Origin of the sequence: Parazoarcus communis SWub3 = DSM 12120 (assembly GCF_003226565.1) — a bacterium.
Classification (GTDB): domain Bacteria; phylum Pseudomonadota; class Gammaproteobacteria; order Burkholderiales; family Rhodocyclaceae; genus Parazoarcus; species Parazoarcus communis.
In genome coordinates this window covers 264,058-290,582 of the sequence record NZ_QKOE01000001.1, presented here as the reverse complement: position 1 = coordinate 290,582, position 26,525 = coordinate 264,058, and the positions used below count along the sequence as shown (strand labels likewise).

The window sequence follows — 26,525 nt, the reverse complement described above, 5'->3', positions numbered from 1 at the left end:
ATCACTCACGGTGGTAGGGATGGTTGCGGTTGATGCTCCAGGCGCGATATAGCGCCTCTGCCAGAAGGGGCCGGACAAGTGCATGGGGCAGGGTCAGGCTCGACAGTCTGATCGCCTCATCTGCGCTGGCCTTGAATGCGGGGGCGAGGCCGTCCGGGCCGCCAACGATCAGTGCCACGTCCTGGCCCTGCGCCTGCCAGTCTTCCAGGCGACGTGCCAGCGCCACACTGCTCAGGTCGCTGCCGCGCTCATCCAGGATGACCCGACGGCAGCGCGGTGGCAGCGCGGCCTCGATCCTGGCCGCTTCGGCATTCATCATGGCGTCGACCGTCTTGCCCGAGGTGCGGGGTTCAGCCTTGATCTCGACCAGTTGCAAGGGCAGCTCACGTGGCATGCGTTTGGCAAACTCGTCGAAGCCGGCTTCCACCCATGCAGGCATGCGATGACCGACGGCGACGATGAGCAGCTTCACTTACTCTCCGGCACTGTGTGCGGCAGCGGCGGCCTTGCGCCGTGCAGCGGGCGTGGTGGCCCACAATTCCTCAAGGTTGTAATGGCTGCGGATGGCCGGTTGCATGATATGCACCACCACGTCACCCAGATCGACCAGCACCCAGTCACCGGTGTCCTCGCCTTCCACGCCGATGACTTCGCCACCGGCTTCGCGGACCTTGTCCTGAACGTGGCGGGCCAGCGATCGCGTCTGGCGGTTGGAGTCGCCGCTGGCGACGATGATGCGATCGAACTGGGCGGTGAGCTTGGTGGTGTTGATGACTTCGATGTCGCGCGCCTTGATGTCCTCAAGGGCGGCAACAACGATTTTCTCCAGTTTGGGCGTGTTCATTCGTGATTTTCGTAGAGGTGATGCAACCCAATATAGTCGAGAACCGAATCGGGCAGCAAATAACGCGGACTGGCGCCAGTACGCACCAGGTCGCGGATGAGTGATGCGGAGATCGCCAACGGGGTCATGTCGAACGGAATCACCAGTCCGCCAGCCTGGTCACGCAGCCGCATGGGGTCGGTGATCAGGCGGTTGTAGCAAGCCTGGTCAAGTTCCGGTGACAGGGTGCCGGGCCAGCGCCGGCCATGGGGCGCGTAGCCGGGACGGTTGGCTACCGCGATATGCGCGAGGCTGAAGAGGTCCTGCCAGCGATGCCAACTGGGCAGGCCTTCGAAGGCGTCTGCACCAAGGATCAATACCAGCGGCTGCCGTGACCCCAGTGCGGCGCGCAGGCGCTCGAGGGTCAGGATGGTGTAGCTCTTCTGGGCCGAGCGGACCTCACCATCGTCCACCTCGAACACCGGGTTGCCCTGTGCGGCCAGGCGTGCCATGGCCAGACGGTCTTCGGCGGTGGAGCCGGGAACGCCCCGATGCGGTGGGCGGCCTGCCGGAATCAATCTGACCCCGGCCAATGCGAGTGCATTGCAGGCCTCCTGAGCCAGGCGCAGGTGACCGAAGTGAATGGGGTCGAACGTGCCGCCGAGCAGGCCGATCGGGCTACCGGCGGTGCTCTCAGTGGGCAAGGCCGGCCTCATCGGGCAAGCCGAACACGTCGCGTGCCGAGGTATAGAAGCTGGCGAACACCACGGGAATCAGGATGAGCGGCAAGGGGATCGACAGCAGGGTGGCCAGCATCGGTGACACCAGCCCGACCACGCCGATGATGATGCCCGGCAGCAGTCCGCCGAAGATCAGCAGCCCGATCGCATAGGCCAGAAACGGCCGCCAGTTGCGCAAGCAGGCGTAGAAGCTGAAGAACATGGCTTTGGGGGCGGTCAACTTCCACCAGCCGGCAAGCAGGGGCGCAAACCAGTACGCCATCACCACCGGTGTCGACAGCGCAACCGCGACCAGCAGTGCAAACAGGAAAGAGGGGTCACCTGCCGCCGCTTCGTCTACCCGGCTGCCGGTCATGGCCTTGAGCAGACCGCCTCCGTCGAACAGCGAGGTGATCAGCAGGACCAGCAGGCTGGCAATCAGGTAGATGCCGCCAATGGTGATCAGACTGGGTAGATTGCTCTTGAAGCCCGAGAACAGGATGTCCGGCCCCACCTTGCGCCCCGCCTCGATCGCCCGGCAGCCGTTCAGCACGCCCAAGGACAGCACCGGCATCAGCAGCGAGGCGATCGGTTGCCCGATCAGCGGAAAGATGCTGATCACCAGCAGGATGAGGATGTAGCCGAAGGCCAGGAAGCTGAGCAGCGCCGGGCTGCTTCGCCACAGCGTCAGGCCGTCGCGCAGCCAGCCCCAGCCGCGTTGCATGGGTAGTTGATTGGCTTGCATGCGATTTACTCGAGGGGTTGTTCAGGGGGAGTCAGCGCCAGCGGTGGCGCGAAAGTGTCGCGCCAGGCGGCGTGCAGGGCGCCGGCCAGTACCGGCACCAGCACAAAGATACCCAGGCCGGCCGGCAACATTGCCACCCAGGCCAGTACGTAGAGCATGATGGCCAGCACGATGAAGGTCAGCAGGTTGCCGAAGCAGGCCTTGGCCGAGCACTTCATCGCATCCAGCGGGGCAACGCGTTGCAGCATCACCAGCGCCGGGGCGAACCACAGGGCCATCATCAGCAGGCTCCACAGCAGGGTGAATACCAGTACGCCGAACATCACCCCGCCAGCTGCCAGGCCCATGCCGGCAAATGCGCCCACCAGCATGCCGGTCAACACCGCGCTGCCGCCGATGGCAGCTGCGATGATGGCCGCCAGCAAGGCGCCCAGCAGGTGAAAGCCGCCGACGATCAGCAGGTTGCCAGCATGGCGGCGGATGCCCTCGAACAGATGGTCGACCCGCAAGGCTTCGCCACGTGCCTGCGCATCGGCACCGGCAACCAGCCCGGCAACCAGCACCGGAAACGCCACCGGTGCTGCAGCCCAGCCAATGAAGGGCACAAAGCCCAGTGCCGACAGGATGAGGATGAAGATCAGTGTCTGTAACAGCCAGACCCCCGGTGCCTGGATGAACAGGCGCCAGCCGGTCGCCAGCCACTGCAGTGCGTGCGCTGGGCTGACCGTGCCCGGTTCGGGCTGAGGGTGATAGTGGCCGGCAGGGCGGGAAGGGGTATGGGTCATTGATCAAGTTGGCGCTGCATTGCAGCGTATGGAGTCGGGATGCTAGCCGATTGGTCGGGCGAGTTCAAACCTGGCCGGGCAGTGGCGGTGCGGGGACGTCGATATGCAGGCGAAGGATGTCCCGGTATTCGTGCGGATTCTTGACCAGCACCATCTCGCCTTCGCGCGGTAGATGGAAGTCCAGCGCCCGCGACAGCCAGAAGCGCAGCGCGGCGGCACGCAGCATGCCCGGCCACGCTGCACGTTCTGCCGCGGTGAAGGGGCGTTCGGCATGATAGGCCTGCACCAGGGCGTCGTAGCGCGCGCGGTTCAGGCTGCCATCGGCTTCGGTGCACCAGTCGTTGACGGTGACTGCAAGGTCGAACAGCCAGGTGTCGTGTCCGGCAAAGTAGAAGTCGATGACGCCACCAATGTGTTCGCCATCCCACAGCACGTTGTCACGGAACAGGTCGGCATGGATTGCGCCGGCCGGTAGCTGCCCGCAATCCAGTGTGCTCTGAAAGCACAACTCGGCATCCAGCAGCGCGCGCTCGTCTGTCGGCAGGTGGTTACGCACCCGTTGTGCGGCCTCGCTGCGCCAGCTGGCTCCGCGTGGGTTGGCCTGGCGCCGGCCGTAGGACTGGCCGGCAAGGTGCAGTCCGGCCAGCATGGCACCAACCCGGGTGCAGCGGTCGGTATCCGGCGTCATGTCCGACGCGCCCTGAAGCCGCATCACCAGCACGGCGGGCTTGCCTTGCAGTGTGCCCAGGTATTCGTTGTCGCGGTTGGCGATGGGGGCGGGCACCGGCAATCCGTGACGGGCCAGGTGCGCCATCAGGTGCAGGTAATAGGGCAGTTCCGCGCGCGGCATGTCCTCGAACAAGGTCAACACGTAGCGCCCAAGCGTGGTGGTGACGAAGAAATTGCTGTTCTGCACCCCGGCGGAGATGCCCTTGAGTTCGACCAGGCGGCCGATGGCGTAGTTCTGCAGCCATTGGGCCAGGACGGTTTCGGGGACAGGGGTGAAAACGGACATGATGACTCCGGTGGTGCAGTTGTCTTGAGCCTGCCTACTGCAGGGCTTGTTGCCACGCTGTCAGCTTGGCGGCAAGGCCCAGCGCGGCATGGGCGGGGCTGGTGGATGGCAGACGACGCAGGTTCAGTTCGCGCCCGTTTGCATCCAGCCGGATGTGGCGACGAAAGGCCTGTTCCGCCGCAGTGCCGTTGAAACAGATGCGCGTCAGCTGAGGGCAGCTGTTGATCAGCGCGGGAATATCGTTGGCGACGATGCTGTCTGGCTCGATGGCGCTGTCCAGGCTGCCCTCGCGCCGGCAATTGCCGATGACGTCCCATAGCGCAACGCCACACGCCATCAGCCGCTGCAGGCGGTCGGCGTAAGGCTGTTCCGGCCCGGCACCGAACAGCGCGCCCATGATCGGCCAGAACGCATTGCGTGGGTGGGCGTAGTACTGGTCGGCGCTCAGCGAGGCGTCCCCTGGCATGCTGCCCAGGATCAGGATGCGCGCGTCCTCCCGATAGACCGGCGCAAAACTGCTCAGCACCGGTCCCGCCGAGGGGCTTACCAGGACTTGATCACCCACATCGGCACGGCCAGCGTGGGGGCGGTGTCGTCGCGCACCATCTGGCCGGTGCCTTCCTTGTCCACCAGATAGTAGGGCACGCCGTGCGGTGGGGTGACCTTGACCATATAGAGCTTGCCGCGGATGCGGTATTCGGTGACGGTGTCCTCGCCACGCTGCACGATGGTGACCTGGGGTTCTTCAATGTCGGTCATGCCCGGCGGTGGCGGGGGCGGTTCGGGCAGGGGCTCGAGCTTTGGGGGTTGCTGCGCAAACACGGGCATCGAGGCAGCAAGCAGCAGGGTGATCAAGGTGCGGCGCATGGTGTTCTCCTGGTTCGGGCGCGATTCTATCACTGGCCTTGCCCGCGCCTTGCAGCGCGGTGGCCGGCCTTACAGATTGAGCATCAGTTCGTGCTCTTCGGGTAGCGGGGTGAAACCACGGGATTCGTAGTGTTTGAAAATTGCCGCAACGACCTCTTCCGGTTCGTCGATGACCTGAACCAGGTCGAGATCTTCGGGGTTGATCATGCGTTCGGCCACCAGACGGTCGCGGAACCAGTCGAGCAGACCTTTCCAGAACGGACCATGCACCAGGATGATCGGTATCCGGCGACTCTTGCGGGTCTGGATCAGCGTCATTGCTTCCAGCAACTCGTCCAGTGTGCCGAAGCCGCCCGGCATCACCACATAGGCGGTGGCAAACTTCACAAACATGAACTTGCGCGCAAAGAAGTGCTGGAAGGTCTGCGAGATGTCCTGGTAGGGGTTGGAGTGCTGCTCCATCGGCAGCTGGATATTGAGCCCGATCGACGGGCTCTTGCCGAAGTACGCGCCCTTGTTGGCGGCCTCCATGATGCCGGGGCCGCCGCCGGAGATCACCGAAAAGCCCGAATCCGACAGCAGTCGGGCGATCTTCTCGGTGAGGATGTAGTAGTGGTGGTCTGGCGGAATGCGGGCGCTGCCAAAGATCGACACGGCGGGTCGAATCGCGTTGAGGCGTTCGGTCGCCTCGACGAACTCTGCCATAATTCCGAAAATTCGCCAGGACTCGCGCGCATTGAAGCGCGGCGCATTGCCCTCCGGCATGCTGCTCGATAGCTTGTCTTTCGCGGTCATGATGGTTTTCTCATTGTTCTCGTCATGGGTCTTGCCGGCGTGTCTACCCGTTCGACCGGGACGCCGCAACCCTGGTTTCACCGCAAGGATGCCCCCGCATGCCCACTCTGCTGCTCGTCGATGGTTCCAGCTACCTGTACCGCGCTTTTCATGCACTGCCTGATCTGCGCAACTCGAAGGGCGAGCCGACCGGAGCGATCCGGGGTGTGCTGTCGATGCTACGTCGGCTCGAGTCCGACTACAAGGCGGAATATCGTGCATGCATCTTTGACGCCAAGGGCAAGACCTTTCGCGACGACTGGTATCCCGACTACAAGGCCAACCGCCCGTCGATGCCCGACGACCTGCGTGCCCAGATCGAACCTCTGCACGAGGCGGTGCAGGCCGAGGGCTGGCCGCTGCTGTCGGTCGAAGGGGTCGAGGCCGACGACGTCATCGGCACGCTGACCCGACAGGCGGTCGAGCGTGGCTGGGAGGTGGTGATCTCGACCGGCGACAAGGATCTGACCCAACTCGTGCGGCCGGGGGTGCGGTGGGTCAACACCATGAGCGAGGAGGTGCTCGACAGCGAGGGCGTGACAGCCAAGTTTGGCGTGCCGCCTGAACGCATCGTGGATTACCTTGCGCTGGTCGGCGATACCGTCGATAACGTACCCGGCGTGGAAAAGTGTGGTCCCAAGACGGCGGTGAAGTGGCTGACCGAATACGGCACCCTCGACAATCTGGTGGCCCATGCCGACAAGGTCGGTGGCAAGGTCGGCGAGAACCTGCGTCGTCATCTGGATTTCCTGCCTTTGGGTAAACGCTTGGTCACGGTGGCGACTGACCTTGTCCTGCCGCTGCAACTGGAAGACCTGCCTGCGCGGGACGACGACAAGGCTGCCCTGCGCGCGCTGTATGAGCGCTTCGAGTTTCGCGGCTGGTTGCGCGATCTGGGGGGCGAGGCGGCGGCGGGGGCTTCAGGCCAATTGGATCTCGCTGCGGTTTCCAGCAGAAATTTTGCCGCATCCGAGCCCATTGATCCGCCGGCCGACCCGGATGCGCACCGGGCAGCCTACCAGTCCATCCTGAGCTGGCCAGCCTTTAACGAACTGCTGGCACGGCTGATGCGCGCGGACCTGACCGCTTTCGATACCGAGACCACCAGCCTCGACCCGATGCTCGCCAAGCTCGTGGGCATGTCGTTTTCGACCGCAGAGGGCGAAGGCGTGTATCTGCCGCTGGCCCATCGCGGTGCGGATGCGCCCGAGCAACTCCCGCTGGCCGAGGTGCTGGACAGGCTCAAGCCCTGGCTCGAGTCCGATGTGCACGCCAAGGTCGGGCAGAACCTGAAGTACGACGCCCATGTGCTGCTCAATCACGGGCTTCGTCTTGGCGGTGTCGCCCACGATACCTTGCTGGAGTCCTATGTGCTTGAAAGCGATCGGACTCACGACATGGATAGTCTGGCCAAGCGTCACCTTGGCCTCAGTACCATTCCCTACACCGAGGTCTGCGGCAAAGGTGCCAAGCAGATCGGTTTTGACGAGGTCGCGCTGGATCGTGCCACCGAATACGCCGCAGAAGACGCCGACATCACACTGCGACTGCACCAGCGCTTGTGGCCGCAGGTGCAGGCAAGCCCTGCGCTCGAGGCACTGTATCGCGACATCGAACTGCCCACGCTCGCGGTGCTGCTCGACATGGAGCGTACCGGTGTGCTGATCGACCCCTTCCTGCTCGCCCAGCATGGCGAGGAGCTGGGGCGTCGTCTGGTCGATCTCGAGCGCGAAGCGCATCAACTGGCGGGGCAGCCCTTCAACCTGGGCTCACCCAAGCAACTGGGCGAGATCCTGTTTGGCAAGCTCGGATTGCCCATCGTCAAGAAGACCGCCACGGGGCAGCCCTCGACAGACGAAGACGTGCTCACCCAGTTGGCCGAGGACTACCCCTTGCCCAAGCTGCTGCTGGAGCATCGCAGTCTGGCCAAACTCAAGAGCACTTACGCCGACAAGCTGCCGCGCATGGTCAACCCGCACACGGGGCGGGTACATACCAGCTTCTCGCAGGCCACCGCAGTCACCGGCCGGCTATCCAGTTCCGAACCCAATCTGCAGAACATCCCCATTCGCACGGCCGAGGGACGTCGCATCCGCGCCGCCTTCATCGCGCCGCGCGAACACCTGATCGTCTCCGCCGATTACTCGCAGATCGAACTGCGCATCATGGCCCACCTGTCGGGCGATGCCCGCCTTCTGGAGGCATTTGCCAAGGGCGAGGACGTACACCGCGCCACCGCCGCGGAAGTCTTCGGCGTCACCCCCGGCGAGGTCAGCAGCGAACAGCGCCGCTACGCCAAAGTGATCAACTTTGGCCTGATCTACGGCATGAGCGCCCACGGCCTGGCCAAGAACCTGGGTATCGAGCGTGCCGCCGCCCAAGCCTGGATCGACCGCTATTTTGCCCGCTATCCAGGCGTCGCCGACTATATGGAACGGATCAAGGCCGAGGCCAAGGATCTGGGCTATGTCGAAACCGTGTTCGGCCGTCGTCTGCACCTGCCCGACATCCGCGCCAGCCAGGTCGGCCGCCGCCAGGCCGCCGAGCGCTCGGCAATCAACGCGCCGATGCAGGGAACTGCAGCTGACCTGATCAAGAAGTCGATGATCGTTGTCCACCGCTGGCTGGCCGGGTCGAGCCTGAACTCGCGCCTTGTGCTGCAGGTGCATGACGAACTGGTGCTGGAGGTACCGGAGGCCGAGCTGGAGGTCGTCCGTGGCGAGCTGCCGCGCTTGATGGCTGGCGTGGCGCAGTTGGCGGTGCCGCTGCTGGTGGAGGTGGGCGCTGGGGCGAATTGGGATGAGGCACATTGAGCGGGTGCCCATCTTGATCCAACACCGGTGTGCCAGTGTCCTGTCCTATCTTGAAGTGGGGAGGGGTTCGTGAGTGAACGGGTGCTTGTGACTGGCGCGAGCGGCTTCGTTGGAATGGCAGTGCTGGAGCGTTTATGTCGTGACGGGGGGCTGTCGATTGTCGCTGCTATGCGTGCTCCGTTACGGATGACCTTGCCTGCACGCGTTCAGGTCCTTCAGGTTGGGAACCTCGATGAGACCACGGTCTGGCGCGCGGGACTGGCTGGTGTCACAACAGTCGTCCATTGCGCGGCGCGTACTCATGTTACAAGGGGTGATGACGCGCATTCACTCGCAGAATATCGTCGGGTGAACGTTGATGGCACCCTCGCGCTAGCACGTCAGGCGGTGGGTGCGGGGGTGCGGAGGTTCGTGTTCTTAAGCTCGATCAAGGTAAATGGAGAGTCAACGTGGCCAGGCGAAAGATTCCATGCCGGGGACCAACCGCGGCCGGAGGACGCCTACGGGATCTCGAAACTGGAGGCCGAGCGGGGGCTGTTGGCGCTTTCGGCCAGTACAGGCCTGGAGGTGACCATCATCCGCCCGCCATTGGTCTATGGTCCGGGGGTGAAGGGCAACCTTGCTGTGGTGATGCATTGGATCTCAAAAGGTGTGCCCCTGCCGTTTGGCGCACTGAAACACAACCGGCGATCCTTGGTGGCACTCGACAACCTGGTAGATCTGGTGGTTACGTGCCTGGATCATCCATTGGCGGCCAATCAGGTCTTTCTGGTCAGAGACGGTGAAGACCTGTCCACCACGGAATTGTTCGAGCGAGTCGCGCATGCAATGCAGCATCCCTCCAGGCTCGTTCCTGTGCCATCGCGCGTACTGAGTTTGACGGCGATCATGCTGGGGAGGCGTGAGGTGGCGCGTCGGCTGTGCGGATCGTTGCAAGTTGATATGTCCAAGACTCAAGATATCTTGGGGTGGACTCCTCTGGTCACTGTTGATGAGGGGCTCCGGCAGATGGCCGCTGCTGATCCAAGGCGTCTTCGCCAATGTTGATGGGTCTGCATGGGAGGGGGTAACGGCTCCACAAGAGCACTGGTTTTTCGGGAGTTGGCTTTGATCCGGGTTCTGGATTTTATGTTTGCAGCAATGGGATTGGTTCTTGGTATGCCCGTGTTGCTTGTGCTGGCCATGATCGGCATGTTTGATACCGGGGCGCCCTTGTTCAGGCAGGAGCGCGTGGGGCGCTATCGGAAGCCGTTTATCGTTTTCAAGTTCCGTACGATGCGACCAGGCACGATGTCGGTGCCGACCCACTTGGTCGACGGTTCGGCGGTGACTCCTTTTGGGCGGTTCCTGCGCAGAACTAAGCTTGATGAGCTGCCTCAGCTCTGGAATGTCGTCAAGGGAGAGATGAGCCTTGTCGGTCCTCGCCCGTGTCTGTTCAGCCAGGAAGCGCTGATTGCCGAACGGGCTCGACGCGGTGTGTTCGATGTTCGTCCCGGCATTACCGGGTTGGCGCAGATTCGGGGGGTTGATATGTCCACTCCTGAGTTGTTGGCCGAGGTGGATGCGGACATGGTTAAAAGGCTAGATCTACTAATGTACTTTCGCTATATCTTCCTGACGCTGGCTGGGCGGGGCGCAGGTGATCGCATCCGCAGCTAGGTGTGGCTGGCGCGTGTCCTTTGGGCTGTACAGGTATAATCCGCAGCCTTTCATCGATTGTTCTGGCCCTGGCGGGCTGGTGCTTCCCTGAGGTTTATCTGTGGCATTGACCATCCTCGGCCTTTCCGGCGCACTGACTCATGATCCTTCTGCCGCGTTGTATGTGGACGGCACCCTTGTCGCCGCGGCCGAGGAGGAGCGCTTTGTTCGTGACAAGCACGCGAAGAATCGCATGCCCTACGAGGCGGCAAAGTTCTGTCTGGAGTTTGCCGGGCTGAAGCCTTCTGATGTGCAGGTGGTGGCGATTCCGTTTGCACCGATCAGCCTCTTCGAGAAGGCGCGCTGGCAGTACGCAAAGCGTTATCTCTATGCGCCGGACCGCGCGCTCGACGCCATTCTGATGGGCAACCGGCGTTACTATCGTTACAAGCGCCGCATTGAGTGGTGCCTGGAGCAGTTGGGATTCGACCTGAAGAAGGTCGAGATTGTGCCGGTGGAGCATCACCTGACCCATGCCTCCAGCGCCTATCACCTGTCCGGCTTCAAGGAGAAGACCGCGATCATGGGGATCGACGGCAAGGGCGAGTACGCGACCACCTTCTTTGGCTACGGCGAGCACGGCAAGATTCACAAGATCAAGGAGTTCTACGATCCGGACTCGCTGGGTGGTTTGTACGGGGCGATTACCGAATACCTTGGCTTCGAGATGCTCGACGGCGAGTACAAGGTGATGGGTATGGCGCCCTATGGCGACCCGGACAAATACGATTTTTCGCGTCTGGCCAAGTTCGAGAACGGCGAACTGGTGATCAACACCGAATACGCCAACGTGATCGGCTTTCGACGCTACAAGGATAAGGGCAAGGGCTACTACTTCACGCCCAAGCTGATCGACTGGTTGGGGCCGATGCGGCATGGCGATGTGGCCGACGAGCCGTACATTCATTACGCCGCCAGTATGCAGAAGCTGTTCGAAGATCTGGCGCTGCAGATGATGGACTACTACCTGGGCGACATCCTGCGTGAGACCGGGCGGCTGGCTTTTGCGGGTGGTGGGGCGCTCAACGTCAAGCTCAACCAGAAGATCATTGCCCGACCCGAGGTCAAGGAGCTGTTCGTGCAGCCGGCGTCGGGTGATTCGGGCACCGCAGTTGGCGCTGCGTCGTATGTGTCGATGCAACGCGGCGTGCAGGTCGACAAGATGGAGCATGTCTATCTTGGCCCGTGTTACAGCAACGAGGACGTGATTGCGGCGTGTGCGCGCCACCCGGCCAAACCCGCATGGCAGCAGATCGACGATGTTCCGGCGCGGATCGCCAAGATTCTGGCCGATGGCAATCCGGTGGCGTGGTTTCAGGGGCGGATGGAGTTTGGGCCGCGTGCTCTGGGCGGGCGCTCCATTCTAGGGTGCCCAAGCGCGCCAGGGGTGGCGGACCGCATCAACGAGCAGATCAAGTTTCGCGAGCGCTGGCGGCCATTCTGTCCCAGCATGCTCGATACCGTAGGGCCACAGATGCTGCAGACGGATCATCCGTCGCCCTTCATGACCTTTACTTTCGAGGTTGCGGAGGCGTGGAAGACCCGCGTGTCGGAAGTGGTCCATGAAGACGGTACCGCGCGCGCCCAGGTGCTGCGTCGCGAGTTCAACCCGCGTTACTACGACCTGATGCTTGAGCTTGAAAAGCTGACCGGCAATGGCGTGGTGCTCAACACCTCCTTGAATCGACGCGGTGAGCCGATGATCTGCTCGCCGACCGATGCGTTGAACATGTTCTTTGGATCAGACTTGCAGTACCTGATCATGGAAGACATTCTGGTGGTGAAGCCGGGCATCTGACCCGCGCGTAAGGGGCTACACGCCCCAGACGACGGGGACCTTGTCGCGCTGGGCCTGCTCCAGCATGTCGAGCAAAGGCCAGGCGCGCTGGGCCAGGCCAACCGGGGCGGCCATGCCGGTGCGGCCGGCCTCGACGTCGGCGGCTTCGTCGGCTTCGGTGCGTTGGGCCTGGCGCTGGCGGTCTTCCTCGATGGCGGCCTTCAGGCGGGCAATGGCGTCCGGTAGTTGCTCGGGGGTGACAATGCCCTTGCTGTCGCTGGCATCTTTGCCCATCAGCTTGATGAGGGCCTTGGCGGCGTCGCCAAACATGATGACGTCGGCGCTGGCGTCGGATTTGAAAGTGGTCAGCATGTGGGTTCCGTGATGGGGGCTTACAGGCGGGGGCTTACAGGCCTTTGACTGCGTAGATACCTGGCGCGTTGCGCCAGTAACCCTTGTAGTCCATGCCGCAGCCGAACAGGAAGCGATCGGCGATGTCCAGGCCGGTGAAGTCGGCGCGCATGCCGGGGTAGGCCTTGCGCTCGTGCAGTTTGTGGACCAGCACTGCCGATAATACGGTGCTGGCGCCCTCTGCCTTCAGATGCTCGATGATGGCGTTCAGTGTGTGACCTTCATCGAGGATGTCATCAAGCACCAGTACCGTACGGCCGCGCAAATCCTGCGTGGGGCGCACTCGCCAGTCCAGCAGCGTGCCCTGAATGGCATGGCCGTAACGGGTGGCGTGCAGGTAGGCGACCTCAAGCGGGAAGGGCAGGCGGGGGAGCAGGCGGCCGGCAAAGATCAGGCCCCCGTTCATCACCGTGTAGACCAGCGGGTTGGTGTCGGCCAGACGGGTGGTGATCGCTTCGGCCATGCGGTCCAGGGCGGCTTCGACCGCGTGTTCGTCTGCCAGGCAGTCTGCTTGCTCGCGCGCGAGTTTCAGTTCGTTAAGGTCGAGGGTCATGCGCGTGCTCCTGGGGCATATCGTGCTTCGTGAATGGACGACATTTTAACCGAGTGGGTGATGCAGCCCCGAATCTCGGTACAAGTTCCGGGTAAACTCGCACAAACCCTTGCCGAGGACGTATCCATGCCGATCCATCAGATCAACCACCCGCTTGTCCGCCACAAGATTGGCTTGATGCGCGAGGGCGACATCAGCACCAAGAAGTTTCGTGAGCTCACCGCCGAGCTGGCCCGTTTGCTTGCCTATGAGGCGTGCAAGGACTTTCCGCTTGAGACGGTGACCATCCAGGGGTGGGCAGGTCCGGTGGAGATCGAGCAGATCAAGGGCAAGAAGGTTACCGTGGTGCCCATCCTGCGCGCGGGGCTGGGCATGCTCGATGGCGTGCTGGACATGATTCCCAGCGCCAAGGTCAGTGTGGTGGGCATCGCGCGCGATGAGGAAACCCTGCAGCCGGTGCCCTATTTCGAGAAGTTTGTCGGTCACCTTGGCGAGCGCGTTGCACTGATCATTGACCCGATGCTGGCCACCGGAGGCTCGCTCGCGGCGACGGTGGACATGCTCAAGCGCAATGGCTGCACGCAGGTGATGGCGCTGGTGCTGGTGGCCGCCCCCGAGGGGGTGGCGCTGATGCAGGCGCGGCATCCGGAAGTTGAGATCTACACCGCGAGCATCGACAGCCACCTGAACGAGCAGGGTTACATCATTCCCGGGTTGGGCGATGCCGGCGACAAGATTTTTGGCACCAAGCACAACTGATCTTTCTCAAGCACGTTTCCCCTGTTTCAACCCCGCAATCCAACAAAATGTCCGCAACGGTCACGAGCCGGATGCGGCAGGAGCCTCGTGATGCGTGAAATCCCCATCGAAGCAGCAGACCCCTTGTGGCGCCAGGCCATTTCCGGCGCTCAGATTTTGTTTGTCGCCTTCGGCGCCCTGGTACTGGTGCCGCTGCTGACAGGCTTGAACCCCAGCATGGCTTTGCTGGGGGCGGGTGTCGGTACCTTGTTGTTCCAGCTCATCACGGGTCGCCAGGTACCGATCTTTCTCGGTTCCAGCTTTGCTTTCATCGCGCCGATCATCTTCAGCATGCAGACCTGGGGGCTGTCCGCCACCATGGGGGCATTGGCCTGTGTATCGCTGGTGTATTTCGCGTTTTCGGCCCTGGTGTGGAGGCACGGCGCAGAGATCGTGCACCGCTTCATGCCGCCCGTGGTGATCGGGCCGATCATCATGATCATTGGGCTGTCGCTGGCTGCGGTGGCGGTCAACATGGCGATGGGCAAGACCGGCGACGGTAAGCTCGAGCTGGTGCCTTATGGCACGGCGATGCTGGTGGCAGCGGTGTCCTTCGGGGCGACGGTGATTGCCGCGGTATTTGCACGCGGCTTCCTGAAGCTGGTGCCGATCCTGGTCGGCGTGGCGGTGGGCTATATCCTCTCCGCCTTCCTGGGCTTGGTGGACTTTGGCAAGATTGCGGCGGCGCCATGGATTGCGATGCCTGAGTTCGTGGCGCCGACGTTCGAGTGGGCCGCGATCCTGTTCATGATTCCGGTGGCGCTTGCGCCGGCGATCGAGCATGTGGGCGACGTGGTTGCCATTGGCGGTGTGACCGGCAAGGACTACACCGACAAGCCCGGCCTGCACCGGACGCTGGCAGGCGACGGCGCGGGGGTGTTGTTTGCCGGTCTGATCGGGGGGCCTCCGGTCACCACCTATTCGGAAGTGACCGGTGCGGTGACCTTGACCAAAACCTTTAATCCCGCAGTGATGACCTGGGCGGCCTGCCTCGCGATCCTGATGGCGTTCTTTGGCAAGTTCAATGCGCTGCTGCAGTCGATTCCGGTGCCGGTGATGGGGGGCATCATGATGTTGCTGTTTGGCTCGGTTGCCAGCATCGGCCTGAAGACGCTGATCGCCGATCGCACCAATCTGGACGAGCCGCGCAATCTGGTGATCGTCTCGGCAGTGCTGGTGTTTGGGATTGGCGGGCTGGCCCTGAATCTGGATGGTTTCAGCCTGCAAGGCGTCAGCTTGTGCGGTCTGGCGGCAGTGTTGTTGAACCTGGTGTTGCCGAAGGTCCGGCGAGGGTAATGGGCAGACCTGCCCGTTTTGGGCAGGCTCAGCTTTTGCGCCGGGTTGCGAGTCTGTCGAGTAGCGTCGTCAACACACGCTGCACCAAGGGCGCCGCAATCAATCCAAGCGCCGGTTTGCCACCGCGCAGCTTGCGATAGAGCAGCCAGCCCACCCAGCCACGCTTTGCCAGTCTCAGCACCAGGCGGGGACGACTGGCGACGACGATCAGCGCCAGACTCGATAGCAAGGGGGCGTGCTGGCGCGTCCAGGCCACGCCGTCACGGACCTGATCGATGACATCAAGCGTGCTCTCCAGGCCGTCAAAGCGGCGCATCATGTCGTCGCGCTGGCGCTCCGCCGTGATCTGCAGGCGTTGCTTGCGCAGCGCAAACTCGACCAGCCTGGGATTCATTCTTCTTTACGCAGTGCGGCGCGGTCGCGGGCGAGTTCTGCCAGGCTGGCTGCGAACAGGCGTGAGCCGCGTTTGAGTTCGCGTGCGGTGTTGGTGGCACTGAGCAGTGCGCCACCCAGGCAGGCCGCCGTCGCCAGGCCGAGCACAAGCAGGCGATGTTCTTCCCAGAACAGCACGGTCAGGAACACCAGCAGGAACACCAGCCCGAAAGCCAGCAGCAGGGCGCAGATCAGGGCGTTGATCAGCAGGCTGGTGAGGCGCAGTTTTTCTTCCTGCACCTCGACCGCGAGGAGTTCGAGCCGGGTTTGTGCTGTCTGCAGCCCTGCATCGAGAAAGCCGCGCAGGCTGTCGGCCAGGCGCGGCTTGCGGGTGTCGCTCACGGTTGTGAGCTTAACGGCGCCCGGCCAGCAGGCCGAGCAGGAAGGCGACCCCGGCGGCTACACCGACGGATTGCCAAGGATGAGCGTGGACGTACTCGTCGGTGGCATGTGCCGCTTTCTTGGTGGTCTGCAGTAGCGCAGCCTCGGCGTCGATGATGCGCTCTTTGGCGACGGCCAGACGGTCGGTAAGGCGCCCGCGGACGTCGGCAATCTTGTCGCCTGCTTGGTCCGCGGTGAGCTTGAGCAACTCTTCTGCGTCAGCCACTACCACCTTGAGGTCGGACACCAGTTTGTCTTTGGAAGGATGGGTCGTGTCATTCATGATGAAGCCTCCTGTGAGTGGGTGTGGCAAGGCCAAGCTTTCGTTCAAGGCTAATCCCATTTCCGTGCAATGGCAAATGAATCGCCGGCTCTGGCAATGGCCGCCAAGCGCGGGTTCATCCGCCGATTGACCAGTCGTAGTCGATGATCAGCGGGGCGTGGTCGCTGAAGCGTTCGCCCTTGTATACCGTGGCGGACGTGGCCTTGCCGGCGATGCCGGGGGTCGCGATCTGGTAGTCGATCCGCCAGCCCACATTCTTGGCCCAGGCCTGGCCGCGATTGGACCACCAAGTGTAGCCTTCCTCTCCGGCTTCCGGGTAAAGCCGGCGGTAGACATCTATCCAGCCCTGCTCGTCGAACAGACGAGACAGCCAGGCGCGTTCCTCTGGTAGAAAGCCCGAGTTCTTCTGGTTGCCTTTCCAGTTCTTCAGGTCGATTTCTCGATGGGCGATGTTCCAGTCGCCACAGATGACGACTTCGCGCCCGCTCTGGCGCAAGGCGGCAAGGTGGGGCAGGAAGCGGTCCATGAAGCTGAACTTTGCCTGCTGCCGTTCGTCTGAACTCGAGCCGGACGGCAGGTACAGCGAAATGACCGAGAGATTGCCGAAGTCCAGTTGCAGATAGCGGCCTTCGGCGTCGATGTCGGCAATGCCCAGGCCTTCGATCACACGATCAGGGGTGTGGCGGCTGTACAGTCCGACACCGCTGTACCCTTTCTTTTCGGCATGGTGAAACCAGCCTTGCAGTCCGGCAGGCGCGCGCATTGCATCGCTGAGGTCGGCTGCCTGGGCCTTGAGCTCCTGCAGGCAGACGACGTCGGCGTGTTGGGTCTGCAGCCAGTCAAGAAAGCCCTTGGTGGTGGCGGAGCGAACGCCGTTGAGATTGGCGGAGATGATGCGTAACATGGGCGGGTTTCCAGTCATGTTGCGGTGCAGGAAGAAGATCGTGGATTTTAGCCGGGATTTCATTGCGCTCGCCTGTGAAAAGGGCGTGCTGCGTTTCGGGTCTTTTGTGACCAAGGCCGGGCGCAACTCGCCCTATTTCTTCAATGCGGGGCTGTTTGACGACGGCCGCAGCTTCCGCGCGCTGACCGGGTATTACGCGCGTGCGATCAGCGCGGCGGGGGTCCCGTTCGACATGCTGTTCGGGCCCGCCTACAAAGGCATTCCGCTGGTTGCGGGTACGGCAATCCGCCTGGCCGAAGATGGCCTCAATGTGCCTTTTGCCTTCAACCGCAAGGAAGCCAAGGATCATGGCGAGGGCGGCACCCTGATCGGGGCTCCGCTTGCCGGAAAGGTGCTGATCCTTGATGATGTCATTTCGGCGGGGACTTCGGTACGGGAGTCGGTCGACATCATTCGCGCAGCGGGTGCTCAGCCGGCGGGTGTCGTGATTGCGCTCGACCGCATGGAGCGCGGCAAGGGGGTGCTGTCTGCGGTACAGGAGGTTCAGGAGAGCTTCGACATTCCGGTGATTGCCGTCGCCACGCTGGAAGACCTGATTGCCTACCTCGCCGACAGTCCCGAACTGGCGGCAAACCTGGATGCAGTCAAGGCTTATCGGGAGACTTATGGGATCAGTACGCCTCGTTGATCTGATGGTGGCCGCCGTTCTGGCCCTGCCGCTGCTGGTCGGCGCTCAGGGCGCTGGCCGCACCATCTATTGCTGCGAGGTTGGCGGCCAGCCGGTGTGTGGCGATATTCTGCCCCCGGCCTGTTTTGGCCGCGCCTATCGTGAGATCAGCCCGCAGGGAACGGTGCGTCGGCATGTGCCTGCGCCCCTGACGGCAGAAGAGATCGCGCGCCGCGATGAGGCTTTGCGCTTGCGTCGTGAAGCGGAAGAACTGGCGCTCAAGCAACGTCGTCTTGATCAGGCACTGCTCGATACCTATCCGAGCGCGGCGGAAATCGAGGTGCGGCGCGACCGTGCGGTGACCGAGCTGGATCGCACCATCGCCGACCTGCGCGTCCGCGAGAACAGCCTGGTCGAAATGAAGGCCAAGCTGGCACGTGAAGCCGAGGGCTTCAAGGGGCGACAATTGCCGACCGACCTGGCAGAGAACATGCATAACGTGGACGGCGAGCTCGCAGCCCAGCGATCGGTGATCGTGGCCAAGATTCGTGAGCGTGAGGCGATCCGGCTGCGGTTTGACGAAGACCGTCGGCGCTATCTCGAGTTGACCGAAGGCGGTCGCCCGCAGCGCTGATGTAAGGCTGAATATTTTTCGTGAGGTCAGGATGAGCGTGCACGACACCCGGATGGTTCACGCTGCCTGCCCGCATGATTGTCCCGACACCTGTGCGATGGAGATCACCGTCGAGCAGGGCAGGGCAGTCAAGGTGCGGGGTTCCGATGCGATGCCCTTTACCCACGGTGCCTTGTGTACCAAGGTGTCGCACTATCTCGAGCGAGTCTATTCCGAGAAGCGGCTGCAGTATCCGATGCGGCGCGTGGGTCGCAAGGGCGAAGGACGCTTCGAGCGCATCAGCTGGGACGAGGCGCTCGATATCATCGCGGCGAAGTTTCGCGATATCTCGGCAGAAGATCCGCGCGCCATCCTGCCCTACAGCTATGCCGGTACCATGGGTCTGGTTCAGGGCGAGAGCATGGACCGGCGTTTCTTTCATCGCCTCGGCGCATCCTTGCTGGATCGCACGATCTGCGCTTCGGCCGGCGCCCTGGGTTGGAAGGCGACGGTCGGCGCGTCGATCGGCACCGATCCAGAGGCGGTGGTCGATGCTCGCCTGATCCTGATCTGGGGTGGCAACCCGATTGTGTCCAACCTGCATGGCTGGCGTTATCTGCAGGAGGCCAAGCGGCGGGGGGCAAGGCTGATCTGCATCGACCCGCGCCGTAGCGAGACGGCAAAGAAGTGTCACCAGCATATTGCGCCGCTGCCGGGTACCGACGGAGCGATTGCGTTGGCGATGATGCAGGTGCTGATTGCCGAGGACTTGCTCGACCACGACTACATTGCGCGCTACACCGTGGGCTTCGATGAACTGGTTCAGCGTGTTGCATCCTGTACCCCGGAGTGGGCCGCGGCGCTGACCGGGCTGGATGCGGATGTGATCCGTACGCTGGCGAAGGAGTATGGCAAGGCGCAACCTTCACTGATCCGTCTCAACTACGGCTTGAATCGCTGTGCCGGCGGAGGCATGGCCGTGCGCAACATCGCCTGCCTGCCGGCACTGACGGGGGCGTGGCGTCATGCCGCGGGAGGGGCCTTGCTGTCGACCTCGGGCAATTTCCCCAAGAACGGGCAGGCGCTCGAACGGCCCGACCTGTACCCGAACGCAGAGCACTTTCCGCCGCGCACCATCAACATGTCCACCATTGGGCGGGCCCTGCTCGATGAACAGGCCCCGCCGATCAAGGCGGTGTTCGTCTATAACGCCAACCCGGTGGCCGTGGCGCCGAACACTGCGGAGGTGCGTGCCGGCTTTGCGCGAGAGGATCTGTTCTGTGTGGTGCACGACCTGTTCCAGACCGACACCGCCGATTATGCCGATATCCTGCTGCCCGCAACCAGCCAGCTTGAGCACCGCGATGTGCACAGCACCTATGGGCACGTCTATGTGGTTGATAATCAGCCCGCTATTGCACCGCTGGCCGAGGCGCGATCCAACACCGAGGTATTCCGCCTGCTTGCCGCACGCATGGGGTTTGAAGAACCCGCGTTTGCCGATTCTGACGATGCGCTGGCCGCGGTGGCTTTCCGAGATCAGGATGCACGGATGCTGGGGGTGGGGGCGAAGGTGGCGGCTCAGGGGTGGGCGCGGCTGAACCTGCCGCGTCCCTGGGTGCCATTTGCTGCGGGCGGTTTCCACACGCCGTCGGGGAGGTGCGAGTTCCGCTCCAGCTTGCTGGAGCGTCTGGGGCTGGATCCGCTACCGGCCTGGCATCCGCCGGCTGAGTCCGTGTCCAGCAATCCGGTGCTGGCGGCGAAATACCCGCTTGCGTTCATCAGTCCACCCGCACGCAATTTTCTCAACACCAGTTTCAGCCACCTGCCGCGTTTCGTTGAGCAGGAGGGCTCGCCCAAGCTGGAAATCCATCCACTGGACGCGACATCGAGGGGCATCGTGGATGGCGCACGGGTGCGCATTCATAACGACCGTGGCAGCTTCCATGCGCGTGCCGTGTTGACCGAGGATGTGCGGGCCGGCGTGGTCGTCAGTCCGTCGATCTGGTGGCAGAAGTTGTCGGGGGATGGGGAGAATGCCAATGCGGTCACCTCCTCGGCCCTGACCGACATGGGCGGTGGGCCCATCTTTTACGATTGTCTGGTTGAGGTCTCTTTGGTATGACCATGTATGTGCCGCGTGATGGCGAACTGGATGAGGTCGCGGCGCTGATCCGTAATGCACAGCGGGTGCTGATCATTACGGGGGCGGGCATTTCCGCGGATTCCGGCTTGCCCACCTATCGAGGCATTGGAGGCTTGTATCACGAGCGCCTCACCAAGGAAGGACTGACCATCGAGGAGGCGCTGTCGGGTGACATGATGGCCCGCCACCCGGAGGTCGCGTGGCGCTACATTGCTGAGATCGAGGCCAACTGTCGCGGCGCGCAGCCTAACGCTGCGCATAATGTGATTGCAGATCTGGAGCGTGAGAAGCCCGGCGTGTGGGTGTTGACGCAGAACGTGGACAGCCTGCATCGCATGGCCGGATCGCAGAAGGTCATCGAAATCCACGGCAAGGTACATCACCTGCGCTGCACCGAATGCCATCACCAGCGCAGCGTGCAGGACTTTGCAGGCTTGTCCCTGCCGCCAGCCTGCCCGGTGTGTGGCGGGGTATTGCGGCCCGATGTGGTGTTGTTCGGCGAGTCGCTGCCCCAGAAGGGTCTGGACCGGCTTGCCCATGTGCTGGAGCAAGGTGTCGATCTGGTCATGTCGATCGGGACGACCAGCGCGTTTCCGTACATTGCGGGGCCGGTATGGTGGGCGCAGCAGGCCGGAGTGCCCACGGTGGAGATCAATCCCGGAGAGACCGAGGTGAGTCGCATTGTGGATCACCGTCTGCGCATGGGGGCGGCCAAGGCGATGACGCAAATCTGGGCGCGGCTGCATCCGCAGTAAATATCCACCTTGCCGGGACGGCAGGTGCCTGGCAGTTTCCCGAACGGTGTTCGATGGACGACCTAAGCGCGGTTTCGTCTGCGCTTAGGTCGTGTCCGCCCGGCGATTGGCCCGGCCCGGCGTTACAGCAATACCCGCTCGATACCGCCGCTATTGGCCTTGCCAACGTAATCCGGCAGCCAGTTCTCACCCAGCAGGTGCTTGGCCAGCTCGACCACGATGTAGTCCGGCTCGATGCCGCCTGCGTCATCGGCGTAGCGCGACAAGCCCTGCAGGCAGCTCGGGCAGGAGGTCAGGATCTTGGTCGGTGCGGTCGGTTGCGCCTGCTGCATCTTCGCAACGCCTTTCTCGATCTCTTCCTGTTTGCGGAAGCGGACCTGGGTGGAAATGTCCGGACGCGCGACCGCGAGCGTGCCAGACTCGCCACAGCAGCGATCCGATAGATCGACGCGGGTCCCCATCAGTTCGTTGGCGACCTTGATGCCGGAATGGACCTTCATCGGGGTGTGGCAGGGCTCGTGATACATGTAGTTCACGCCCTGGATGCCTTCGAGCTTGACGCCTTTTTCCATCAGGTACTCGTGGATGTCCAGCAGCCGGCAGCCGGGGAAGATCTTCTCGAACTCGTATTTCTGCAACTGATCCATGCAGGTACCGCAGGACACGATCACCGTCTTGATGTCGAGGTAGTTCAGCGTGTTGGCGACGCGGTGGAACAGTACCCGGTTGTCGGTCGTGATCTTCTGGCCCTTGTCTTCCTCACCGGCAGCAGTCTGCGGGTAGCCACAGCACAGGTAACCCGGCGGCAGTACAGTCTGTGCGCCGACGTGATAAAGCATGGCCTGGGTGGCCAGGCCAACCTGGCTGAACAGACGTTCCGAGCCGCAGCCCGGGAAGTAGAACACCGCCTCGCTATCGGCGTTGACCTTCTGCGGATCGCGGATGACCGGAATGACCTTATCGTCCTCGATGTCGAGCAGCGCACGGCTGGTTTTCTTCGGGAGCTTGCCGGGCATGGGCTTGTTGATGAAATGGATGACCTGAGCCTTGATCGGTGCCTTGCCCAATGTCGCGGGAGGGGCCTTCACCTGAGGCTGCACGAGCCCAAGCTTCTTGCCGATATCATGAGCGAAGCGCTGCGCCTTGTAACCCCACTCGATCATGCCTGTGCGCATGAGCTTGATGGTGGCCGGATCCTTGATGGTCAGGAAGGCCATCGCCGCAGCCTTGCCCGGGTTGAAGGATTTCTTGCCCTGTTTGCGCAGCAGGTTGCGCATCTTGATCGATACATCGCCGAAGTCGATGTCTACCGGGCAGGGCTTCTCGCACTTGTGGCACACCGTGCAGTGGTCGGCTACATCCTCGAACTCGGCCCAGTGGGCGAGCGACACGCCGCGGCGGGTCTGCTCTTCATAGAGCATGGCCTCGACCAGCAGCGAGGTGGAGAGGATCTTGTTGCGCGGGCTGTAGAGCAGGTTGGCGCGCGGCACATGAGTGGAGCATACCGGCTTGCACTTGCCGCAGCGCAGGCAGTCCTTGATGTCGTGCGCGATCTCGCCGATCTCGGTCTGCTCCATGATCAGGGACTCGTGCCCCATCAGGTTGAAGCTTGGCGTGTAGGCGTTATCGAGGTTGCCGCCCTTCATCAGCTTGCCGCGGTTGAATCGGCCTTCCGGGTCAACCTTGGCCTTGTAGGCCCAGAACGCGCCCATCTCTTCGTCAGTGAGATAGTCGAGCTTGGTGATGCCGATGCCGTGTTCGCCGGAGATGACGCCATCCAGGCTGCGTGCCAGGGCCATGATGCGGTCGACTGCGCGGTTGGCAGTCTGCAGCATGTCGTAGTTGTCGGAGTTGACCGGGATATTGGTGTGCACATTGCCATCGCCGGCGTGCATGTGCAGGGCAACGAATACCCGGCCGCGCAGGACCTGCTTGTGCACGGCAACGATCTTGTCCAGCACCGGGCGGAAGATCACGCCATCGAATATCTTTTCCAGGCGGGGTTTGAGCTCGGATTTCCAGGAGACCCGGATGGAGTAGTCCTGCAGGCGGTGGAACAGACGCGGGTTGGCCGCACGGTTGGAGAGCTCGCCGGCAACGATGCCATAGGCGGCAAAACGGGTCTCTGCCTCAGCCAGCGGCATGTCGAGATTTTCCAGTAGCCATTCCCAGCGCAGGCGTACGGCTTCGACATAATTGAGCGCGGCTTCGCGGCGGTCGCCGATCAGCTCTGCGGCGGCCAGATTGGCGTCGCCCTGATCGAGCGGCAGGTCGCCTTGCAGGAACTCGGTCAGCGCAGCGCACAATTCGAGCTTGTTCTGGATGGACAGCTCGATGTTGATGCGTTCGATGCCGTCGCAGTAGTCCCCCATGCGCGGCAGCGGGATCACCACATCTTCATTGACCTTGAACGCATTGGTATGGCGCGAGATCGCCGCGGTGCGGCTGCGTTCCAGCCAGAAGCGCTTGCGCTGCTCGGGTGAGACCGCAATGAACCCCTCGGCGCCACGGGTGTTGGTCATGCGGACGACTTCGGAGGCGGCGTTCATGACCGCGTTCTCGTCGAAACCGACGATGTCGCCGATCAGCACCATCTTTGGCCGGCCATGCCGTTTGGCCTTGGTGGTGTAGCCGACCGCCTTGACGTAACGTTCGTCGAGGTGCTCCAGGCCGGCCAGCAGCACCCCGGCAGTGTTGCCCGCGCCGCCGGGCTTGAAGTAGTCGGTGATCTCGACAATGGCGGGGACCGCCTCGCGGACCTGGCCAAAGAACTCCAGACACACCGTGCGCGTGACCGGAGGCATCTTGTGCAGCACCCAGCGCGCAGCGACGATCAGGCCGTCGGTCCCTTCCTTCTGTACGCCGGGGATGCCGCCGAGGAATTTATCGGTCACGTCCTTGCCCAGACCGTCCTTGCGGCAATGCGCACCCGGCATCGACAGGACCTCCTCGCCGAGCGGGGCGTAGGTCAAGCCATCGAAACGGCGCAGACGGAAGCGTGCGGTGTGTTGCTCGTGAATCTTGCCGAAGTTGTGGTCCAGGCGTTCGACTTCCAGCCAGTTGCCGTCTGGCGTGACCATCTTCCACCACGCGAGGTTGTCGAGCGCGGTACCCCACAGTACAGCTTTCTTGCCGCCTGCGTTCATGGCGATGTTGCCACCGACGCAGGAGGCGCTGGCCGAGGTCGGGTCGACAGCGAACACGCGTCCGGCCAGGCCTGCTGCTTCGGAGACGCGTTCGGTGACCACCCCCGCACCGGTACGGATGGTGGCGTAGGGAGTGGTCATCGGCTTGCCGTCGGCATCGGGCAGGGTCAGTTCTTCGACCGTGCCCATGGCGATCAGCTTTTCGGTGTTGATGACGACAGAATTGGCATCGAGCGGAACCGCGCCACCGGTGTAGCCGGTGCCGCCGCCACGCGGGATGATGGTCATGCCCAGTTCGATACAGGCCCGTACCAGGGGGGCCATCTCTTCTTCGGTGTCTGGGTAGAGCACGACGAAGGGGTATTCCACTCGCCAGTCGGTGGCGTCGGTCACATGGGCGACTCGGGCGTGACCGTCGAAGCAGACGTTGTCTCGGCGAGTATGACGGGCCAGCGCCTTGAGCACGGCCTTGCGCTTTCTGGCGCTGTCGTCAAACCAGCGCTCAAAGTCAGCGACCGCCTCGCGCGCACGGGCAATCAACAGGGCGACACGGTCGTTACCCTGGCGACGCTTTTCGACTTCGTTGACCCGGTGGTTGAGTGCGTTGATCAGCGCTTCGCGGCGCTCGCGGCTGGTCAGCAGGTCGTCTTCCAGGTAAGGATTGCGGCGCACGACCCAGATGTCGCCGAGCACTTCGTACAGCATGCGTGCAGAACGACCGGTGACGCGCTCGCCGCGCAACTCGTCCAGGACGGCCCAGGCCTCCTCGCCGAGCAGACGGATGACGATCTCGCGATCCGAGAACGAAGTGTAGTTGTACGGAATTTCTCGCAGGCGTTGGGTCATTGGAGCACCGGGTTACTGCTGCAGGGGAACAGTCAATTCTAGCGGACCACCGCACTGCATGCATCAAAAATCAAGACCTTATGAACTGTGCGGGCTCTTGCGCTGCATGTATTGAACGCTCGGAACTCGCTTGCCGAGGGGGCGTTCAGGGGCAGGCCGCAGTCATCGCAATCTCGATGCGCAGGCCGGCTCGTGCCAATCCGGCAATCTGCACACAAGCCCGCGCAGGCGCACTGCCGGCAGGAAGCCAGGCATCCCATACCGCGTTCATGCCGTCGTAGTCGGCGAGATCGGTCAGATAAATCGTGGCCATGAGGATGCGCGAGGGGTGGCTGCCCGCGGCGATCAATTGACGCTCCATGCTGCCAAGCAAGTCACGGGTCTGTTCGGTGATGTCGCCATCGGCAGAGGATGGAACCTCGACCAGGTAGATGACGCCATTGTGGACAACCGAGTCTGAGTAGCGGGAAGTGGTGCCGTTGCGCTGGATCGGGGTCATGAGATGCGTGCGTGATTGTGCAGGCGCACAAGTATAACGCTCGCCAGCTTGGCTTGCGCCATTTACTCAAGCGTTGCACGAAAGCGATCCAGTCAATCGGAATGGCGCCGTGGGTTTCGGCTTGCAACAAAATATGACATAGTGTTTAAATGATGACGTTTGCAATATTTGCGGGTTTTCAACCGTCGTCAAAGGGAGCTGAAGGATGAAGCATTGGATTGTGTCCGCGTGTGTGGCAGGCGTGCTGTCGACCGTCGCATCGGGTGAGGTTTGGGCGAACCCTCAGCACGAGCGCATGCGACAGTGCAGTCAGGAGGCCAAGCAGCAGGCGCTGCGTGGTGATGAACGCAAGGCGTTCATGAGCACCTGCCTCAAGGGTAAGCATGCGCCGGCTGACGCTGCGCCAGTCGCAACAGAGGCGAAGCCCGTGGTGGCAAAGCCCCAGGCTACTGCGCCGGCGGAGTCCAAAGCGAGTACGGTAAAGGAAGTTGCTGCTGCCGACACCAACAGTGAGGACAAGGGGCGTCGCAACCGGATGAAGGAATGCAATCAGCAGGCTGGCGAGCAAGCCTTGAAGGGGGCTGAGCGCAAGGCATTCATGAGTGAATGCTTGAAGGGCTAGTCCTGATGCCCGGGTGGCTTGCCATTGACGAGCCACCCGCAATCACGTTGAGCCCTGATGTGTGGATTGTGTGGATTGCCTGCTGCTAGGGGGCCGG

Annotated in this window: 28 protein-coding genes; 11 read left to right on the top strand and 17 right to left on the bottom strand. The window is 62.6% G+C overall.

What is annotated here, in order from left to right:
- Nucleotide 1: 1 nt before the first annotated feature.
- The 9 genes from rlmH to DNK49_RS01300 form a co-directional block, all read right to left on the bottom strand.
- Nucleotides 2–472 carry a 23S rRNA (pseudouridine(1915)-N(3))-methyltransferase RlmH gene (rlmH, locus tag DNK49_RS01340; protein ID WP_110522512.1) on the bottom strand — a complete coding sequence of 157 codons (471 nt, stop codon included), beginning with the start codon at nucleotides 470–472 and terminating at the stop codon, nucleotides 2–4.
- Entirely contained in the window at nucleotides 473–844 is a 372-nt protein-coding gene (gene rsfS, locus DNK49_RS01335) for a ribosome silencing factor (protein ID WP_110522511.1), read from the bottom strand.
- Nucleotides 841–1,539 (bottom strand): nicotinate-nucleotide adenylyltransferase, encoded by a 699-nt coding sequence (gene nadD, locus DNK49_RS01330; RefSeq protein WP_110522510.1) that lies wholly within the window; start codon nucleotides 1,537–1,539, stop codon nucleotides 841–843. Before nadD ends, rsfS begins: the two co-directional genes overlap by 4 nt.
- Nucleotides 1,517–2,287: a BPSS1780 family membrane protein gene (locus tag DNK49_RS01325; RefSeq protein ID WP_207806856.1), complete on the bottom strand. Its 771-nt coding sequence runs from the start codon at nucleotides 2,285–2,287 to the stop codon at nucleotides 1,517–1,519. Before DNK49_RS01325 ends, nadD begins: the two co-directional genes overlap by 23 nt.
- Before the next feature lie 5 nt (nucleotides 2,288–2,292).
- Entirely contained in the window at nucleotides 2,293–3,072 is a 780-nt protein-coding gene (locus tag DNK49_RS01320; RefSeq protein WP_110522509.1) for a DUF2189 domain-containing protein, read from the bottom strand.
- Nucleotides 3,073–3,136: 64 nt separating this feature from the next.
- Nucleotides 3,137–4,087 carry a homoserine kinase gene (locus DNK49_RS01315; RefSeq protein WP_110522508.1) on the bottom strand — a complete coding sequence of 317 codons (951 nt, stop codon included), beginning with the start codon at nucleotides 4,085–4,087 and terminating at the stop codon, nucleotides 3,137–3,139.
- Between the two features lie 34 nt (nucleotides 4,088–4,121).
- A complete protein-coding gene (locus DNK49_RS01310; RefSeq protein WP_248279931.1) occupies nucleotides 4,122–4,610 on the bottom strand; it encodes a DNA-deoxyinosine glycosylase in 489 nt (162 codons plus the stop codon).
- 20 nt (nucleotides 4,611–4,630) lie between these two features.
- A complete protein-coding gene (locus DNK49_RS01305; RefSeq protein ID WP_110522507.1) occupies nucleotides 4,631–4,954 on the bottom strand; it encodes a DUF2782 domain-containing protein in 324 nt (107 codons plus the stop codon).
- A gap of 69 nt (nucleotides 4,955–5,023) precedes the next feature.
- On the bottom strand, nucleotides 5,024–5,749 hold the full coding sequence (locus tag DNK49_RS01300) for an LOG family protein (protein ID WP_110522506.1): 726 nt from the start codon (nucleotides 5,747–5,749) through the stop codon (nucleotides 5,024–5,026).
- 98 nt (nucleotides 5,750–5,847) lie between these two features.
- Between DNK49_RS01300 and polA the strand changes: the two genes are divergently transcribed.
- The 4 genes from polA to DNK49_RS01280 all read left to right on the top strand — a co-directional run bounded on the left by polA (nucleotide 5,848) and on the right by DNK49_RS01280 (nucleotide 12,097).
- Entirely contained in the window at nucleotides 5,848–8,601 is a 2,754-nt protein-coding gene (polA, locus tag DNK49_RS01295; protein WP_110522505.1) for a DNA polymerase I, read from the top strand.
- 69 nt (nucleotides 8,602–8,670) lie between these two features.
- Nucleotides 8,671–9,648 (top strand): UDP-glucose 4-epimerase family protein, encoded by a 978-nt coding sequence (locus DNK49_RS01290; RefSeq protein WP_110522504.1) that lies wholly within the window; start codon nucleotides 8,671–8,673, stop codon nucleotides 9,646–9,648.
- A gap of 60 nt (nucleotides 9,649–9,708) precedes the next feature.
- A complete protein-coding gene (locus DNK49_RS01285) occupies nucleotides 9,709–10,260 on the top strand; it encodes a sugar transferase (RefSeq protein ID WP_110522951.1) in 552 nt (183 codons plus the stop codon).
- A gap of 100 nt (nucleotides 10,261–10,360) precedes the next feature.
- Entirely contained in the window at nucleotides 10,361–12,097 is a 1,737-nt protein-coding gene (locus DNK49_RS01280; protein WP_110522503.1) for a carbamoyltransferase family protein, read from the top strand.
- A gap of 15 nt (nucleotides 12,098–12,112) precedes the next feature.
- Here DNK49_RS01280 and DNK49_RS01275 read toward each other — a convergent pair whose 3' ends face one another.
- A complete protein-coding gene (locus DNK49_RS01275; protein ID WP_110522502.1) occupies nucleotides 12,113–12,448 on the bottom strand; it encodes a DUF1840 domain-containing protein in 336 nt (111 codons plus the stop codon).
- Nucleotides 12,449–12,482: 34 nt separating this feature from the next.
- The gene (locus tag DNK49_RS01270; protein WP_110522501.1) at nucleotides 12,483–13,040 is read right to left on the bottom strand and encodes a hypoxanthine-guanine phosphoribosyltransferase; all 558 of its coding nucleotides are present in this window, start codon (nucleotides 13,038–13,040) and stop codon (nucleotides 12,483–12,485) included.
- A 126-nt stretch (nucleotides 13,041–13,166) separates the two neighbouring features.
- Between DNK49_RS01270 and upp the strand changes: the two genes are divergently transcribed.
- Both upp and DNK49_RS01260 read left to right on the top strand, forming a co-directional pair.
- Entirely contained in the window at nucleotides 13,167–13,799 is a 633-nt protein-coding gene (gene upp / locus DNK49_RS01265) for a uracil phosphoribosyltransferase (protein ID WP_110522500.1), read from the top strand.
- A 90-nt stretch (nucleotides 13,800–13,889) separates the two neighbouring features.
- Nucleotides 13,890–15,134 carry a uracil-xanthine permease family protein gene (locus tag DNK49_RS01260; RefSeq protein WP_110522499.1) on the top strand — a complete coding sequence of 415 codons (1,245 nt, stop codon included), beginning with the start codon at nucleotides 13,890–13,892 and terminating at the stop codon, nucleotides 15,132–15,134.
- Between the two features lie 28 nt (nucleotides 15,135–15,162).
- On the opposite strand, the gene DNK49_RS01255 is transcribed toward DNK49_RS01260, so the two are convergent.
- From DNK49_RS01255 to DNK49_RS01240, 4 genes are all read right to left on the bottom strand, one after another.
- The gene (locus DNK49_RS01255) at nucleotides 15,163–15,528 is read right to left on the bottom strand and encodes a YqjK-like family protein (protein WP_110522498.1); all 366 of its coding nucleotides are present in this window, start codon (nucleotides 15,526–15,528) and stop codon (nucleotides 15,163–15,165) included.
- Nucleotides 15,525–15,908 (bottom strand): phage holin family protein, encoded by a 384-nt coding sequence (locus DNK49_RS01250; protein ID WP_110522497.1) that lies wholly within the window; start codon nucleotides 15,906–15,908, stop codon nucleotides 15,525–15,527. Before DNK49_RS01250 ends, DNK49_RS01255 begins: the two co-directional genes overlap by 4 nt.
- A gap of 10 nt (nucleotides 15,909–15,918) precedes the next feature.
- A complete protein-coding gene (locus DNK49_RS01245; RefSeq protein WP_110522496.1) occupies nucleotides 15,919–16,230 on the bottom strand; it encodes an ElaB/YgaM/YqjD family protein in 312 nt (103 codons plus the stop codon).
- Nucleotides 16,231–16,345: 115 nt separating this feature from the next.
- The gene (locus DNK49_RS01240) at nucleotides 16,346–17,134 is read right to left on the bottom strand and encodes an exodeoxyribonuclease III (protein WP_110522495.1); all 789 of its coding nucleotides are present in this window, start codon (nucleotides 17,132–17,134) and stop codon (nucleotides 16,346–16,348) included.
- Nucleotides 17,135–17,174: 40 nt separating this feature from the next.
- Between DNK49_RS01240 and pyrE the strand changes: the two genes are divergently transcribed.
- From pyrE to DNK49_RS01220, 4 genes are read left to right on the top strand one after another with little or no spacing between them, the layout of a single operon-like run.
- A complete protein-coding gene (gene pyrE, locus DNK49_RS01235) occupies nucleotides 17,175–17,822 on the top strand; it encodes an orotate phosphoribosyltransferase (protein WP_110522950.1) in 648 nt (215 codons plus the stop codon).
- Entirely contained in the window at nucleotides 17,800–18,435 is a 636-nt protein-coding gene (locus DNK49_RS01230) for a hypothetical protein (RefSeq protein ID WP_110522494.1), read from the top strand. Before pyrE ends, DNK49_RS01230 begins: the two co-directional genes overlap by 23 nt.
- Before the next feature lie 31 nt (nucleotides 18,436–18,466).
- Nucleotides 18,467–20,539 (top strand): molybdopterin-containing oxidoreductase family protein, encoded by a 2,073-nt coding sequence (locus DNK49_RS01225; protein WP_110522493.1) that lies wholly within the window; start codon nucleotides 18,467–18,469, stop codon nucleotides 20,537–20,539.
- Nucleotides 20,536–21,315 carry an SIR2 family NAD-dependent protein deacylase gene (locus tag DNK49_RS01220; protein ID WP_243632197.1) on the top strand — a complete coding sequence of 260 codons (780 nt, stop codon included), beginning with the start codon at nucleotides 20,536–20,538 and terminating at the stop codon, nucleotides 21,313–21,315. The genes DNK49_RS01225 and DNK49_RS01220 overlap by 4 nt, the downstream gene beginning before the upstream one ends.
- A 122-nt stretch (nucleotides 21,316–21,437) precedes the next feature.
- On the opposite strand, the gene DNK49_RS01215 is transcribed toward DNK49_RS01220, so the two are convergent.
- Both DNK49_RS01215 and DNK49_RS01210 read right to left on the bottom strand, forming a co-directional pair.
- Complete coding sequence (locus DNK49_RS01215; RefSeq protein WP_110522492.1) at nucleotides 21,438–25,307, bottom strand: DUF3683 domain-containing protein; 3,870 nt, start codon at nucleotides 25,305–25,307, stop codon at nucleotides 21,438–21,440.
- Nucleotides 25,308–25,452: 145 nt separating this feature from the next.
- Nucleotides 25,453–25,806, bottom strand: a complete 354-nt coding sequence (locus tag DNK49_RS01210) for a RidA family protein (RefSeq protein ID WP_110522491.1) — start codon at nucleotides 25,804–25,806, stop codon at nucleotides 25,453–25,455.
- A gap of 205 nt (nucleotides 25,807–26,011) precedes the next feature.
- Between DNK49_RS01210 and DNK49_RS01205 the strand changes: the two genes are divergently transcribed.
- A complete protein-coding gene (locus DNK49_RS01205; RefSeq protein ID WP_110522490.1) occupies nucleotides 26,012–26,428 on the top strand; it encodes a PsiF family protein in 417 nt (138 codons plus the stop codon).
- Nucleotides 26,429–26,525 lie beyond the last annotated feature (97 nt).